This is a genomic window from Neisseria sp. HMSC078C12 (assembly GCF_001838065.1).
Classification (GTDB): Bacteria; Pseudomonadota; Gammaproteobacteria; order Burkholderiales; family Neisseriaceae; genus Neisseria.
Genome location: NZ_KV835582.1, coordinates 241449 through 256306, shown reverse-complemented (window position 1 = coordinate 256306; position 14858 = coordinate 241449). Strand labels below are relative to the sequence as shown.

General features: G+C 47.6%; 13 protein-coding genes. 5 read left to right on the top strand and 8 right to left on the bottom strand.

What is annotated here, in order from left to right:
- Nucleotides 1-105: 105 nt before the first annotated feature.
- Nucleotides 106-1380, bottom strand: coding sequence for a hypothetical protein (locus HMPREF2596_RS01540; RefSeq protein ID WP_141762662.1), 1275 nt, complete (start codon nt 1378-1380; stop codon nt 106-108).
- 76 nt (nt 1381-1456) lie between these two features.
- Nucleotides 1457-4252 (bottom strand): DNA polymerase I, encoded by a 2796-nt coding sequence (gene polA / locus HMPREF2596_RS01535; protein ID WP_070849091.1) that lies wholly within the window; start codon nt 4250-4252, stop codon nt 1457-1459.
- A 181-nt stretch (nt 4253-4433) separates the two neighbouring features.
- On the opposite strand from polA, the gene HMPREF2596_RS01530 reads away from it, so the two are divergent.
- From HMPREF2596_RS01530 to HMPREF2596_RS01510, 5 genes are all read left to right on the top strand, one after another.
- Complete coding sequence (locus HMPREF2596_RS01530) at nt 4434-4934, top strand: hypothetical protein (protein ID WP_049344991.1); 501 nt, start codon at nt 4434-4436, stop codon at nt 4932-4934.
- A gap of 53 nt (nt 4935-4987) precedes the next feature.
- The gene (locus HMPREF2596_RS01525) at nt 4988-5650 is read left to right on the top strand and encodes a PspA/IM30 family protein (protein WP_070849088.1); all 663 of its coding nucleotides are present in this window, start codon (nt 4988-4990) and stop codon (nt 5648-5650) included.
- Nucleotides 5651-5864: 214 nt separating this feature from the next.
- Nucleotides 5865-6530, top strand: a complete 666-nt coding sequence (locus HMPREF2596_RS01520; protein WP_070849085.1) for a YqiJ family protein — start codon at nt 5865-5867, stop codon at nt 6528-6530.
- 106 nt (nt 6531-6636) lie between these two features.
- Complete coding sequence (locus HMPREF2596_RS01515; RefSeq protein WP_070849082.1) at nt 6637-7248, top strand: hypothetical protein; 612 nt, start codon at nt 6637-6639, stop codon at nt 7246-7248.
- 167 nt (nt 7249-7415) lie between these two features.
- Nucleotides 7416-9128, top strand: a complete 1713-nt coding sequence (locus HMPREF2596_RS01510) for a flotillin family protein (protein ID WP_049323103.1) — start codon at nt 7416-7418, stop codon at nt 9126-9128.
- 373 nt (nt 9129-9501) lie between these two features.
- Here HMPREF2596_RS01510 and HMPREF2596_RS01505 read toward each other — a convergent pair whose 3' ends face one another.
- From HMPREF2596_RS01505 to HMPREF2596_RS01480, 6 genes are read right to left on the bottom strand one after another with little or no spacing between them, the layout of a single operon-like run.
- On the bottom strand, nt 9502-9927 hold the full coding sequence (locus HMPREF2596_RS01505; RefSeq protein ID WP_036492070.1) for a F0F1 ATP synthase subunit epsilon: 426 nt from the start codon (nt 9925-9927) through the stop codon (nt 9502-9504).
- Between the two features lie 10 nt (nt 9928-9937).
- Nucleotides 9938-11335: a F0F1 ATP synthase subunit beta gene (gene atpD / locus HMPREF2596_RS01500; protein ID WP_070849079.1), complete on the bottom strand. Its 1398-nt coding sequence runs from the start codon at nt 11333-11335 to the stop codon at nt 9938-9940.
- A gap of 38 nt (nt 11336-11373) precedes the next feature.
- Nucleotides 11374-12249, bottom strand: coding sequence for a F0F1 ATP synthase subunit gamma (atpG, locus tag HMPREF2596_RS01495; protein WP_003748108.1), 876 nt, complete (start codon nt 12247-12249; stop codon nt 11374-11376).
- A gap of 24 nt (nt 12250-12273) precedes the next feature.
- Entirely contained in the window at nt 12274-13821 is a 1548-nt protein-coding gene (atpA, locus tag HMPREF2596_RS01490) for a F0F1 ATP synthase subunit alpha (RefSeq protein WP_003748105.1), read from the bottom strand.
- Nucleotides 13822-13831: 10 nt separating this feature from the next.
- On the bottom strand, nt 13832-14365 hold the full coding sequence (locus HMPREF2596_RS01485) for a F0F1 ATP synthase subunit delta (RefSeq protein ID WP_003683778.1): 534 nt from the start codon (nt 14363-14365) through the stop codon (nt 13832-13834).
- A 4-nt stretch (nt 14366-14369) separates the two neighbouring features.
- A complete protein-coding gene (locus HMPREF2596_RS01480; RefSeq protein ID WP_003708446.1) occupies nt 14370-14840 on the bottom strand; it encodes a F0F1 ATP synthase subunit B in 471 nt (156 codons plus the stop codon).
- Nucleotides 14841-14858: the final 18 nt, after the last annotated feature.

The following is a 14858-nucleotide window of genomic DNA, read 5'->3' as shown; positions in this document are numbered from 1 at the left end:
AAGGCACGCACGCGGTTACGGTCTTGGTAGGTTGAATTCTTGAATCTGATAGCTTTTGAGATAGTTGAGGCTTTGGTTGGATACAAGTATCCAACCTACGGCTGGCTATTCTTTAGGTATCAAATTTATATATTGGCTAGGTATGTGCCAACATTTACTACCTATATCTTTTCCTATTGAAATCGAGACAGGACAGAAGATCCTAGTATTCCCAGTGTTCCAAGCCATATACCCGTATAAATGAAATGGAATTTTTTCTTTTTTAGATAGCTTAGATAAATCAAAATCTTTTTTATAGCATACTTGATCTTGCGTATAGATTATTTTCTTATCTAAGAATAACGCTTGAAAGTTATTCCATTCTATAAATCTATTATCAATAGAGTACCATCTTGCATCTCTTTTATCTTCAATATATCCAAGTGCGCGCATAGGATTAATGATAAAATTAGGATATTCAGGCATAAATTTAATTAAAATTAATAAAATAAGAAAAGCTGATAGAATTACCATAACGCTTTCTTTTAAATAATGTATAGGAGTTAATTTTTGATTATTTCTTATTAAGAAATTATGTCTAAAGCTTGAAGCAATATAGATAAATATTAGTATTATAGAATATAAAAACTGGTTTAAAAGCCTAAAAAAATTATCCAAATCTATTAATATCATTAGCCACTCAGGAAAATCCTTAGGTAATACTGATAAGATTAATATAAAATAAAATACTACAAATAAAAAGTTAAATATTAAAAGGGATAAGGCAATAATACAAGCAGACTTGAAAACATTAGATTTTAGTATTCCACAAACAGTTTTTTCTTCTATTGAGTATTCTATTGGATATTTAGACAAAAGTATCAATCTGAAAGCATAAAAAAGACATAAAACTGATGGCACTAATACCATAATTAGGAAGATATTAGTTATTTGTAAACTACTATAATCATAAAAATATGCTGTAATTATTAAAAATATCGATATAATCGGCGTTATAATGAAAAGATTATTGAATTTAACCAATATATTTTTATCTTTTATATATCTAAATTTTGATTTCAGAATAAAAAAGTACAAAGAAGAAAAAAGCAAAGGAATAACCAAAACAAATATAATAATTATGGAAAATAATATAAAAGCCCCTATCCATGCTTTAAACGACGACAAAGCATCATAAAATAAATAATTAGAGTTTATGTAATTTAAGTAGCTAAAGGGAATAGCAATACTGCATAAAGTAAACAAAGTAGATATTTTTGTTTTCCAGTTATCCATGAAAAATTTTGTAAAAATTTTTTTCATAGAAGGATTTATTTTCTTTTCACGTTTTGATATCCAAGATAGTTTTCGAGCTAACTCTATGTTTTTCCTGTTATTCATTTAAAATCCAAATACACAAATAAAATATATTTATTTGAAATAAGAAAAGAATGCTGAAAAATATGAGGTTACATAATCAATGCGCCTCTTCCCAATTCATACCCACGCCCACTTCTGCCACCAGCGGCACGTTCAACATCCCTTCATCCACTTTCGCCATAATCTGCGGCAGTTTTTCTTTGACTAAATCCAGTTCGGCTTCGGGTACTTCCAACACCAATTCGTCATGCACCTGCATGATCAGTTTGCTTTGCAGGTCATCTGAAACCAGCCAGCGGGATACGTCTATCATGGCGCGTTTGATGAGGTCGGACGCGGTGCCTTGCATGGGGGCGTTGATGGCGGCGCGTTCGGCTCCGGCACGGGCGTTGGCGTTTTTGTTGCGGATGTCGGGCAGGTAGAGGCGGCGGCCGAACAGGGTTTCGACGAAGCCTTGCACGGCGGCTTGTTCTTTGGTGCGCTGCATGTATTCGGCGACGCCGGGGTAGCGGGCGAAGTAGCGGTCGATAAAGTTTTTGGCGGAAATGTTGTCGATGCCCAATGATTTGGCGAGGCCGTATTGGCCCATGCCGTAAATCAGGCCGAAGTTGATGGTTTTGGCGTAGCGACGTTGTTCGGACGAGACGTTTTCGGGGGCGATGCCGAATACTTCGGCGGCGGTGCGGCGGTGTACGTCTTCGCCGTTTTGGAACGCGGTAATCAGAGTTTTGTCGCCGGAGAGGTGCGCCATGATGCGCAGCTCGATTTGGGAATAGTCGGCGGAAACGATGACGCTGCCTTGCGGTGCGGTGAAGGCGCGGCGCACGCGGCGGCCTTCGGCGGTGCGGATGGGGATGTTTTGCAGGTTGGGGTTGTTGCTGGCGAGGCGGCCAGTAATGGCGACGGCTTGGGCGTAGGTGGTATGCACGCGGCCGTCTTTAGGGGAAATCATTTCGGGCAGTTTGTCGGTGTAGGTGGATTTGAGTTTCGCCAGGCTGCGGTTTTGCAGGATGATTTTGGGCAGGGGGTAGTCGGGAGCGAGCTGTTCGAGCACGGCTTCGTTGGTGGAAATGCCGCCTTTGGCGGTTTTTTTCAGGCCTTTGGTGGGGATGCCCATTTTGTCGAACAGGATTTCTTGCAGCTGTTTGGGCGAGTTGAGGTTGAACGGCTGGCCTGCGGCGGCATAGGCTTCTTGTTCGAGCTTCATCAGCTCGGCGCCTAGTTCCGCGCTTTGGCGAGCGAGTTCGGCGCGGTCGATTTGTACGCCGTTGCGTTCCATTTCAAACAATACCTGCGCGACGGGTAGCTCCATTTTTTCATACATTTCAAGCTGTTTGGCGTCCATTTGCGCGCGCAGGTGCGCTTCGAGGCGCAGGGCGAAATCGGCGTCTTGGGCGGCGTATTCGGTCGCCTGCCCGATGGCGACATCGGCAAAACCGATTTGCTTCGCGCCTTTGCCGCACAGCGATTCGTAGGTAATGGTTTCCAAGCCGAGCCAGCGTTCGGACAATTCGTCCAAGCCGTGACCGAGATGGCTCTCGATGATGTAGGAAGCGAGCATGGAATCGCCGGCAATGCCGTTCAGGGCGATGTCGTAGTTGGCGAAAACGTGTTGGTCGTATTTGAGGTTTTGCCCGATTTTTTTCAGAGCGGGGTTTTCCAAATGCGGTTTCAGACGGCCTAATACGTCTTGCAAATCAAGCTGTTCGGGCGCGGCAGTCAGGCTGTGTCCTACGGGGATATAAACCGCTTCGCCTGCTTGGAACGCGATGCTGATGCCGACCAGCGCGGCGTTCATCGCGTCTAATGACGTGGTTTCCGTATCGATGCCGATTGTGTCCGCCTGCGCCAGTTTGTCCAACAAAGCGGCAAACTGCGCTTCGGTGGTAATAGCTTGATAATCCAGCTTTTCGGGCGCAACGGCTTTTTCAGGCAGCCTTTCAGACGACGTTTCCATATCCAACGCCGCCTGTTCGCCTATCGTATCGCTGCCGAACAAATCTGTGTTTTGCGCTTCGTGCATACGGCTTTCCGCTTCTTTCAGCCAAGTGCGGAAACCCCAGCGTTTGAAATCGACCGCAAGCTGCGACCATTTCGGCGAAGTGCGGCGCAGGCTTTCGAGGCCGTCTGAAAGCTCGGTGTGCAAGTCCACATCGGTTTTAATCGTCACCAAATCATACGACAGCGGCAGTTGGGGCAACGCGGCTTGCAGGTTTTCGCCGACCTTGCCCTTGATTTCCGCAGCGTGTTCCATCACACCAGCCAGCGAACCGTAAGCCTCCAGCCACTTCACCGCCGTTTTCGGGCCGCACTTCTCCACGCCCGGCACGTTGTCCACCTTGTCGCCCATCAGCGCGAGATAATCGCGGATTTGGTCGGGGCGCACGCCGAATTTTTCCTTAACGCCTTCAATGTCCAGCGTTTCGCCACTCATCGTGTTCACCAGCGTCACGCGCTCATTCACCAACTGCGCCATGTCCTTATCACCGGTGGACACCACCACGTTCCACCCTGCTTCACTGGCCATCACCGCCAACGTGCCGATAACGTCGTCCGCTTCCACCTGCGGAATAACCAACACCGGCCAGCCCATCAGGCGCACCAAATCCGGCAAAGCTTCCGCCTGCGGGCGCAAATCGTCCGGCATCGGCGGGCGCGTCGCCTTGTAGTCGGGGAACATCTCGTGGCGGAAATTCTTGCCCTTCGCGTCAAACACCACCGCGCAATAATCATGAACATAATCCGCACGCAGGCGGCGCAGCATGTTCAACACGCCATACATCGCCCCAGTCGGCGCACCGTCGGGCGCGGACAAATTCTGCCCCATAGCATGATAGGCGCGGTAAAGATAAGAAGAACCGTCAACGAGAAGGAGTGTGGGTTTGTTGGACATGGAGAACCTGCTATGTGTATGAAAATAATGTACGGATTATAAAGGAAAAGGCCGTCTGAAAACCGAAAATCAAGTTTCAGACGGCCTGATGTTTACATAAATATACGGTTTCAGGTATTGCGCCGCAGAATCCCATCTTGTATATTTGTATTCAAATGAATACAAACCAAAGCAAACGAATATGAATGCAACGAACCGTATCCCAATTAGTGTACGCATCACTCAGGAAGATGCTGATTTTATTGCCGAACTAAAAATCGAAGGTGCGAATACGCCGTCTGAAAAAATCCGCGAATTGCTCAAGCTGGCGCGCTTGGCGCATACGCAGACACGCGATTACAGCTCCGCACTGACGGCGCAGGAGCAATTTTTCCAAGCGGCAAAACACGAAATCTTGCACGCTGAAAAACAGGCCGGAGTGCATTCGCATATCGTGGCGAGGTTGTTTGAACAGCTTCCCGACTTGGGTGCGACGCTCGCCGCCGACCTACCCGAAGAAGCCGACCTCGACGATTTGAAAAAATACGAACGCGAACTGATGTGGCGCATCGTCCGCCTGACTGACAGCATCTTGCAACTCGCCGTAACCGGCAAAGGCGCGGCATATGACGACACCGTGCTGCAACAGCTTGAAAATACTTTGAAACTGGCGAAGATTGTGCAGCAGGCAAATGAAGTTTAAGACTGCCGCCATACCAAATGAAACAAACACATTTTAGTGAAAGGAAAATCCAAATGAGCGAAACCCTATCCCGCCGAGTAGGCCGTCTGGTAAGCGGCGGTTTTCATGCCCTGATTGATGCGGCGGAAAACCTTGCACCCGAAGCGGTTATGAACGAAAGCATCCGCGAAATCGAGCGGGCGGTGGACGAAGTACGCGCCGAGTTGGGCAAAGTGTTGGCGCAGAAACACCTTGCCGCCAAGAAAATGGCGGACGAGAGCAACCGCCACGAAGCCATCGATGCCAACCTGCAAGCTGCCGTGGATGCCGGTCGCGACGACCTTGCCGAAGCGGGTATCGCCGAACAAATGGACATCGAAGCGCGTCTGCCCATCTTGGAAAACACCATTGCCGATTGTGCCGCACAAGAAAAAGAGCTCGAAGGCTTTATCGCCGCCTTGCAGGCAAAAAAACGCGAGATGCAGCAGCAGTTGCAAGACTGGCGCGCCGCGCAGCAGAACGCTGGCGCAGGCAAAGCGGCAGGCGGCAGCGACCTCAACCGCATCGCCCGTGATGCTGAAAAAAGCGGCAACGCTTTCAACCGAGTGATGGGTCGTCAGAACGCGGTACACAGCAGCACCGATGCGGCACAGTTAGCCAAGCTGAAAGAACTGGAAGACTTAAGCCGCAACAACCGCATTGCCGAACGATTGGCGGCGTTGAAAGCGAAATCATAAGCCATCTTGAGAAAATCGCGGTTTCAGACGGCCTTTATCTTCACGGGGCCGTCTGAAAAAAGAAAACCATACACGCTTCAATAACAAAAAGATGCCGGATTGGGAAAAATCCTGTCAGTTACGACAAATTAATAAAAATATCTATATCCAACCGGCTTAACTTTAAAATAAAATATATGCCGTCTGAAAATTAAAAAGAATAAGGAAATGCAATATGTGGAATTTAATCAACGCCCCCGAAACTGAAATCTTCGGCATTGCCATTGCGCTGATGGTTTTGCTCGGTGTGTTTGAAGTCATTTCCATGCTGGCAGGCGGTATTAGCGACTGGTTGGACAACCTGTTGCCCGACAGCCTGACCGAAACTGCACACGCCGAGGTCGGATTGGATGTGGCGGACGCAGGCATATTCGTGCGTTTCCTGAGCTGGCTGTATGTCGGACGTATCCCGGTATTGATGTTGATGGTGGTGTTCCTTGCCGTATACGGACTGACGGGTTATCTGTTTCAGACGGCCTTTGCCACTGTATTCGGCAGTTATCTGAATAGCACGCTGGCAGCAGTCATCGTTTGGTTTCTTTCCCTGCCCTTAGTGCGCGTAACGGCTAGCGGTTTGTACAAAATTATGCCAAAAGATGAAACCACAGCCGTTTCGCAGGAAAGTTTAATCGGCCGCGTCGGCACGGTGGTGTTGGGCGAAGCTCGGATAGGCAATGCGGCACAGGTGCGCGTGAAAGATGCTTACGGCCAACAGCATTATGTGATGGTAGAGCCTGACTCTGATGATGTATTGAAACAAGGCGATGCGGTATTGTTGGTGTCGTTGGACGGAAATACATTTAAGGCGATTTTAAATCCGAGCGGAAGCTTGGTGGATTGAGGCCGTCTGAAACTGCAAATTTTGCAGTAGTCCTACTTAATACTGTATTAAATGATTAAGCGTTAAAATTTTTGATTATATTTAAACATTATTGAAAGGATTTCTTATGCCTTGGGAGGAATGGCTTTATCTTGGTGCTGCAATTGCAACGATATTAGGTAGTGTATTTCCATTAATTAAAACTCTTATTTTTAATACTTATTGGAAGAGAACTTCTAGAAGCAAAGCAGAATATGAACAAACAAAAGATTTAATCAAAGAAATAGAAGAAACAGAAAAATGTAATAAAAAATTACATCCATATTTACTTGAGAAAAGCTATGCAGCTATTTCAGGAAAGGATAATTTAAATGCTGATGAAATTGTTTTTTGCCTAAAAAATAGGAATCCAAGTGAGATGATTTTCCATTATTTGCTAGGGAAGAAATTTCTTCAATATTCTTATTTGGAAGAAAAAATGTTTTTTAGGGATAAATATGATACTAATGCCAAACGCAAGAAAAAGGATTGGAAATATAAAGCATTATATGTTTTTTGGTCTGTACTTTTCATTATCTCTATTTTCTCGCTCCAAGAGATAATAACGAAAAAAGGATTAGGCTTTATCATCTTATGCTGTATGGCTATCGTGGTATTTCTACTTAATGCAGTGATAAATGCTGTTGAATCAGGAAGATTGAAAAGTGCTGAAAAAGTAATAAATACACAAAAACTTTAAAAATTTCACAATTCAGAATATTAAGATATTAAGATCAGAAGGTCGGATTCAAGAATCCAACCTACCTTTAAAACCCCAGATTTTTACCTTTCAGACGGCCTCTTTCTTTCAAAGCCTTCTGAATCCACCGCCCTCAAAGGCATATTAACAAGAAGAAAGGAAAAACCATGAACTTGGTCTCCATCGGCACCATCGCCGGCGTCATACTCGTCGCGCTAATTGTACTCGGCCTCATCCTGACCCGTCTGTATCGCCGCGCAAGCAAAGAAGTCTCCTTCGTACGCACCGGTTTCGGTGGCGAAAAAGTCATCATGAACGGCGGCGCGATGGTGCTGCCCGTGTTGCACGAAATCATCCCCGTCAACATGAATACACTGCGCCTTGAAGTGCGCCGCGCTGCCCAACAAGCATTGATTACCCGCGACCGGATGCGCGTTGACGTGATGGCTGAATTTTACGTCCGCGTCAAACCCAGCGCCGAGAGCATTGCGACCGCCGCACAAACGCTGGGTATGAAAACCATGTCTCCCGACGAATTGAAAGACCTCGTCGAAGGTAAATTCGTTGATGCCCTGCGCGCCGTTGCCGCCGAAATGGCGATGGAAGAGCTGCATGAGAAACGTGTTGATTTCGTTCAGAAAGTACAACAAGTCGTGAGTGAAGACTTGTTCAAAAACGGTCTCGAACTTGAAACCGTTTCCCTGACCGGCCTCGACCAAACCAGCTTTGAGTTCTTCAACCCGCAAAATGCGTTTGACGCGGAAGGTTTGACCAAACTGACCGAAACCATCGAAGGCCGCCGCAAAAAACGCAACGAAATCGAACAAGACACTGACTTGGCGATTAAAACCAAAAACCTCGAAGCCGAGCAGCAACGCCTGAAAATCTCGCGCGAAGAAGAATACGCCAAACTCGAACAAGAGCGTGAGATCGCCGTGCGCCGCGCCGAACAAGAGGCCAGCATTGCCGAACAAGAATCTCAGAAAAAACGTGAAGCGGAAGAAGCCAAAATTGCCGCCGAACGCGAAGTGGATTTGAAACGCATTGCCGCCGAACGCGACATTAAAAACGAAGACATCCGCAAAGCCCAAGCCGTTGAACAGGCAGAGGTTGAACGCCGCAAAGCCATCGAATTGGCCGAGCAAGACCGCGCCATCGCCGTTGCCGAGAAATCGCGTGCCGAATCCGAAGCCAAAGCAGAGGCCGACAAAGCCCGCGCCGCCGCCGTTCGCGAAGAAGAGAGCGTGATTACCGTACGCGAAACCGAACGCGCCGAGCGTGCCAAAGCGGTCGAGTTGATTGCCGCCGAAGAAGCCGCACAAAAAGACGCGATTTCGCTCACCGTCGCCGCTGAAGCCGAAAAACAAGCTGCACAAGACCGAGCTGAAGCCGTGCGTATCGCCGCCGAAGCCGAAGCAGAGAAACAACGCCTGCAAGCCAAAGGTGAAGCCGATGCCAAAATTCTGTTGGCTCAAGCGCAAGAGCAACAATATAAAGTTGATGCCGAAGGTACCCGCGCCGTCAACGAAGCCGCCAACGTTCTGAGCGTCGAGCAGGTTGAAATGCAAGTCCGCCTTGCCCTCTTGAAACACCTGCCTGACATCATCCGCGAATCCGTCCGCCCAATGGAAAAAATCGAAGACATCAAGATTTTGCAAGTCAATGGTCTGGGTGGCTTTGCCGGTGGTGCAAACGGCGCGGAAGGTGCTTCAGACGGCCAAACCACACAAGCCAGCCTTGCAGACCAAATGGTCAACAGCGCCCTGCGCTACCGCAGCCAAGCCCCGTTGGTTGACGGTCTCTTGAAAGAGTTGGGACTGAATGGTGGCGACATCAACGGTCTGACCCAAGGGTTGGATAAAAGCATCGACCAATCATAAACAGATACCGTCATAATGGTTTAAAGGCCGTCTGAAACAGGTTTTCAGACGGCCTTTTGTTTATACAAAAACTTCCACACATTCTAATATTTTCAATACTCACCAATTCAGATCTATTGCGGTTGCAATAAATTAGGAATCATCCAACCTATTTTGAAGTTCTAAAGATTGGGGGGAGTTATTTTTAGTCTAGTAACAAGGCTAACTGCTTTGACAATGATCCACCAACAATTGAGTCATAAAAACCAATTCTAGCGTTTCGATTTCAAACTTGCCATCTACTCGTCTATCGACATTTCAATACCAAGCTGCTTATCTTCAGGCAAATAAAAAAGCACAACATTTCGTTGTGCTTTTTCTTGATGAACCCACATTACTTGTTTTTTTGCGAACGAAGGTAGTCCAAAGTTTTCAGCTGGGCAATGGCTGCTGCCAATGCTTTGTGTGCTTCGGCCAAAGATTTATCATCTTTGGCTGCAGAAACACCTGCCTCGGCTGCTTTCTTAGCTTCTTCAGCACGCGCCTGATCCATTTCGGTACTGCGGACGGCAACGTCTGCCAATACGGTAATCTTATCAGGCTGTACTTCTAAAACACCGCCGGAAACAGCAACCAGCACTTCTTCAGCTTCACCCGGAACAGTCAAACGCAATGCGCCGGGGCGTACCAAACTCATAATCGGCTCGTGTCGTGGATAAATACCAAGCTCACCTTGAACGGTCGGAACCACCACAAAGCTGGCTTCGCCCGAATAGATGTTTTGCTCGCTACTGACCACTTCAACTTGCATGACGCTCATGCCGACCTCCTTAGTTTAAGGTTTTCGCTTTCTCAACTGCTTCTTCGATGCCGCCTACCATGTAGAACGCTTGTTCAGGCAGATGGTCGTATTCGCCGTTCAAGATGGCTTTAAAGCCGGCAATGGTATCGCGCAGGGCGACATATTTGCCTAGAGAACCTGTAAACACTTCTGCAACGTGGAACGGTTGAGACAGGAAGCGTTGGATTTTACGGGCACGCATTACAGTCAGTTTGTCTTCGTCAGACAATTCGTCCATACCCAGAATGGCAATAATATCGCGCAATTCTTTGTATTTTTGCAGAGTAGACTGTACACCGCGCGCTACGTCGTAGTGCTCTTGACCCAATACCATCGGATCCAATTGGCGTGAAGTAGAATCAAGCGGGTCAACTGCTGGGTAAATACCCAAAGAGGCAATATCACGGCTCAATACGACGGTTGCATCCAAGTGGGCAAAAGTTGTCGCTGGAGACGGGTCAGTCAAGTCATCCGCAGGTACATATACGGCTTGGATGGAAGTAATGGAACCGGTTTGGGTAGAGGTAATACGTTCTTGCAAACGACCCATTTCTTCAGCCAATGTCGGTTGGTAACCCACTGCAGAAGGCATACGGCCCAACAGTGCAGATACTTCGGTACCGGCCAGAGTGTAACGGTAGATGTTGTCAACGAAAAACAATACGTCGCGACCTTTACCGTTTTCGTCTTTTTCGTCACGGAAGTATTCGGCCATAGTCAAACCGGTCAAAGCAACGCGCAGACGGTTGCCCGGAGGTTCGTTCATTTGGCCATACACCATGGCTACTTTATCCAATACGTTGGAATCTTTCATCTCGTGGTAGAAGTCATTACCTTCACGGGTACGCTCACCCACACCTGCGAACACGGACAGACCGCTGTGCGCTTTGGCGATGTTGTTGATCAATTCCATCATGTTTACGGTTTTGCCCACACCGGCACCACCGAACAGACCTACTTTACCGCCCTTAGCAAACGGACACAGCAAGTCGATCACTTTAATACCGGTTTCCAGCAATTCGGTAGTTGAAGACAACTCGTCGAATTTCGGAGCAGTTTGGTGAATGGCGCGGCTCTTGTCGGTATCGATCGGACCTGCTTCATCAACAGGCGTACCCAATACGTCGACAATACGACCCAATGTACCTTTACCTACCGGCACAGTGATTGGCGCACCAGTATTGCTTACAGACATGCCGCGTTTCAGGCCGTCTGAACTACCCATTGCAATAGTACGGACAACGCCGTCGCCCAGAAGCTGTTGAACTTCCAGAGTCAGACCGTTCTCGTCCAATTTCAGGGCATCGTAAACATGCGGGATAGCGTCACGTGGAAATTCCACGTCAACCACCGCACCAATAACTTGTACGATTTTGCCTTGGCTCATTATCGTATCCTAATTTCCTGTTCAGGCTTCAGACGGCATTAAACTGCCGCTGCACCTGCTACAATTTCTGACAATTCTGTGGTAATCGCGGCTTGACGCGATTTGTTGTACACCAAGCGCAATTCTTTGATGGCATTGCCTGCGTTGTCGGTTGCGGCTTTCATCGCTACCATACGCGCGGCTTGTTCAGATGCCATGTTGTCGCTCAATGCCTGATAAACCACAGACTCTAAATAGCGGCGAACCAAATATTCCAATACGGCGATAGGACTCGGCTCGTAGAGGTATTCCCAAGTAAATGAAGAATGACCTGTTCCGTCGTCAATAACGTTTTCACCGATAGGCAGCAAAACTTCCATACGCGGCTCTTGGCGCATTGTGTTGATAAAACGTGAGTAAACCATATGGATACGGTCTAATTCATGTTTCTCATAACGTTGGAAGATTTCGGTCAAAGGGCCAAGCAACGCTTCCATTTTCGGGGTATCGCCCAAATTGGTTGCACTGGCAATAACGTTCAAACCGATGCTTTGGCATGCAGCCAAACCTTTGCTACCCAGGCACACGACTTCGACTTCGATGCCTTGTTCCTGATACTCTTGAACTTGCGCCAAAAACTTTTTCAGTACGTTTGCATTCAAGCCGCCGCACAAACCTTTGTCCGAGGTAATCAAAATGAAACCGGCACGACGCACTTCGCGGTGTGGCTCCAACAATTTGATACCATGATCGGCATTGGTCTGTGCAAGATGGCTCATCACTGTACGCACTTTTTCGGCGTACGGACGCGCTAAGCGCATCCGGTCTTGAGTCTTCCGCATTTTAGAGGTCGACACCATTTGCATCGCTTTAGTGATCTTTTGGGTATTTTGAACACTACGGATTTTGGTGAGAATCTCTTTTCCGACTGCCATTTCAGACTCCTTTCATCTCAATACTTATGCTTGGTAAGCGTAAGAAGATTTGAAAGATTTCATGGCTTCGGTCAATGCTTTTTCGCTTTCGTCAGACATTGCGCCTGATGCATTAATCGCATCCAGAACCTCAGGATGTTGCGTACGTACGAAACTCAGGAATTCTGCTTCGAAAGCCAAGGCTTTGGATACCGGAACATCTGCGTAAGAACCGTTGTTGATCGCCCACAAAGTCAATGCCATTTCGGCAGTGTTCAATGTGCTGAATTGTTTTTGTTTCATCAATTCAGTAACCACTTCACCGTGTTGCAGCTGTTTGCGTGTTGCTTCGTCCAAATCGGAAGCAAATTGCGAGAACGCCGCCAATTCACGGTACTGTGCCAACGCCAAACGGATACCGCCACCCAGTTTTTTGATGACTTTGGTTTGTGCCGCACCACCTACGCGCGATACGGAAATACCGGCATTGATTGCAGGACGGATACCGGCGTTGAACAAGTCGGTTTCCAAGAAGATTTGGCCGTCTGTAATCGAAATTACGTTGGTTGGTACGAATGCTGATACGTCACCGGCTTGGGTTTCAATAATCGGCAACGCAGTCAGAGAACCGGTTTTGCCTTTTACTTCGCCATTGGTCAGTTTTTCAACTTCGTTTTCACTGACGCGGGCTGCACGTTCCAACAGACGGGAGTGCAGGTAGAATACGTCGCCAGGATAGGCTTCACGACCAGGTGGACGGCGCAGCAGCAGGGAAATTTGACGGTATGCAACGGCTTGTTTAGACAAGTCATCGTATACGATCAATGCATCTTCACCGCGGTCACGGAAGAATTCACCCATGGTACAACCGGAGTAAGGAGCGATGTATTGCAGCGCAGCGGCTTCAGAAGCAGTTGCAGCAACCACGATAGTATGTTCCATTGCGCCATGCTCTTCCAATTTGCGCACTACGTTGGCAATAGAAGATGCTTTTTGACCGATAGCCACATAAATACAGATAACGCCTGTACCTTTTTGGTTAACGATGGCATCCAGTGCTACGGCTGTTTTACCGGTTTGACGGTCACCAATGATCAGCTCACGTTGACCACGACCAACCGGAACCATAGAGTCAATGGCTTTCAGGCCGGTTTGCATGGGTTGGTCAACCGATTTACGCGCAATCACACCCGGTGCGATTTTTTCGATTGGAGCAGTCAAAGTTGTATTGATTGGACCTTTACCGTCGATAGGACGACCCAATGCATCAACTACGCGGCCAACCAATTCGCGACCGATCGGCACTTCCAAAATACGGCCGGTACAGGTAACTGTATCGCCTTCTTTAATGTGTTCGTACTCACCCAACACTACGGCACCGACGGAGTCGCGCTCCAAGTTCATGGCCAGACCGAAAGTGTTACCGGGGAATTCGAGCATCTCACCTTGCATCGCGTCTGACAAGCCATGAATGCGCACAATGCCGTCTGTAACAGAAACAACAGTACCACGGGTACGCACTTCTGTATTGACGGACAGATTTTCGATTTTGGCTTTAATCAAATCGCTAATTTCAGCAGGATTAAGCTGCATGAAAACTCTCCTAATTTGTCATAGTCGCATACAAAGCATTCAGTTTGCCTTGTACGGACAAATCCAAGACCTGATCACCCACTTCTACTTTGATGCCGCCGATTAATTCAGGGGCAACTTTAGTTACCACATCCAATTTGCTGTTGAAGCGTTTTGTCAGGATATCGGTAACATCGGCCAGCTGCTGAGAACTGAGCTCATACGCGCTGTAAATTACTGCCGATTTCGTATTGTTGTGTATCAAGGTCAAATCTTGATATTGGGCATAAATTTCCGGCAATACCAGCAAACGCTTTTGCTCGGCCAAAACGGTAATAAAATTTGCCAATTCGACATTTTTGATACCGACAAGACCTTTGAGCGTTTCTGCCTTTTCGGAAGCTCCCGTTTCCGGCTGCTCGATGAAAGCAATGACTTTCTCATCCTGAACAACCGCTGCGAGTTCTTTCAGTTCGCCCAACCAAGACTCGATTTGGTTTTTTTCCTGAGCCAGACTAAACAATGCTTTCGCATAAGGTCTGGCAATCGTTGCGAACTCTGCCATAAGATTACAGCTCCTGTTTTAAGGCACTGAGCAGATCTGCATGTTTGGAAGCATCGACTTCTTTACGCAGGATAGATTCCGCACCTTTAACAGCCAATGAAGCGACCTGTTCGCGCAACACTTCGCGTGCACGGTTAACTTCTTGCTCTACATCAGCTTTTGCTTGGGCTGCAATGCGTGCTGCTTCATGAGAAGCTTGCTCTTTGGCTTCTTCTACAATTTTCGCAGCACGTTTTTCGGCGTTGGCAACCATTTCGGTTACCTGATTACGCCCTTCGGCCATAAGTTCTGCAACTTTTTTCTCTGCCTGCTCAAAATCGCTCTTACCGCGCTCGGCGGCAGCCAAGCCCTCGGCGATTTTTGCGGCACGCTCATCCAATGCTTTGGCAATCGGAGGCCATACGAATTTCATCGTAAACCAAACCAAGCCAAAGAAAACTAGGATTTGCGCAAATAAGGTTGCATTAATATTCACGTTACTTAACCTTCGTAT

Coding starts and splice junctions, on each gene's coding strand:
- HMPREF2596_RS01540 (WP_141762662.1), bottom strand. CDS start 1,380: ATGAATAACAGGAAAAACATAGAGTTAGCTCGAAAACTATCTTGGATA.
- polA (WP_070849091.1), bottom strand. CDS start 4,252: ATGTCCAACAAACCCACACTCCTTCTCGTTGACGGTTCTTCTTATCTT.
- HMPREF2596_RS01530 (WP_049344991.1), top strand. CDS start 4,434: ATGAATGCAACGAACCGTATCCCAATTAGTGTACGCATCACTCAGGAA.
- HMPREF2596_RS01525 (WP_070849088.1), top strand. CDS start 4,988: ATGAGCGAAACCCTATCCCGCCGAGTAGGCCGTCTGGTAAGCGGCGGT.
- HMPREF2596_RS01520 (WP_070849085.1), top strand. CDS start 5,865: ATGTGGAATTTAATCAACGCCCCCGAAACTGAAATCTTCGGCATTGCC.
- HMPREF2596_RS01515 (WP_070849082.1), top strand. CDS start 6,637: ATGCCTTGGGAGGAATGGCTTTATCTTGGTGCTGCAATTGCAACGATA.
- HMPREF2596_RS01510 (WP_049323103.1), top strand. CDS start 7,416: ATGAACTTGGTCTCCATCGGCACCATCGCCGGCGTCATACTCGTCGCG.
- HMPREF2596_RS01505 (WP_036492070.1), bottom strand. CDS start 9,927: ATGAGCGTCATGCAAGTTGAAGTGGTCAGTAGCGAGCAAAACATCTAT.
- atpD (WP_070849079.1), bottom strand. CDS start 11,335: ATGAGCCAAGGCAAAATCGTACAAGTTATTGGTGCGGTGGTTGACGTG.
- atpG (WP_003748108.1), bottom strand. CDS start 12,249: ATGGCAGTCGGAAAAGAGATTCTCACCAAAATCCGTAGTGTTCAAAAT.
- atpA (WP_003748105.1), bottom strand. CDS start 13,821: ATGCAGCTTAATCCTGCTGAAATTAGCGATTTGATTAAAGCCAAAATC.
- HMPREF2596_RS01485 (WP_003683778.1), bottom strand. CDS start 14,365: ATGGCAGAGTTCGCAACGATTGCCAGACCTTATGCGAAAGCATTGTTT.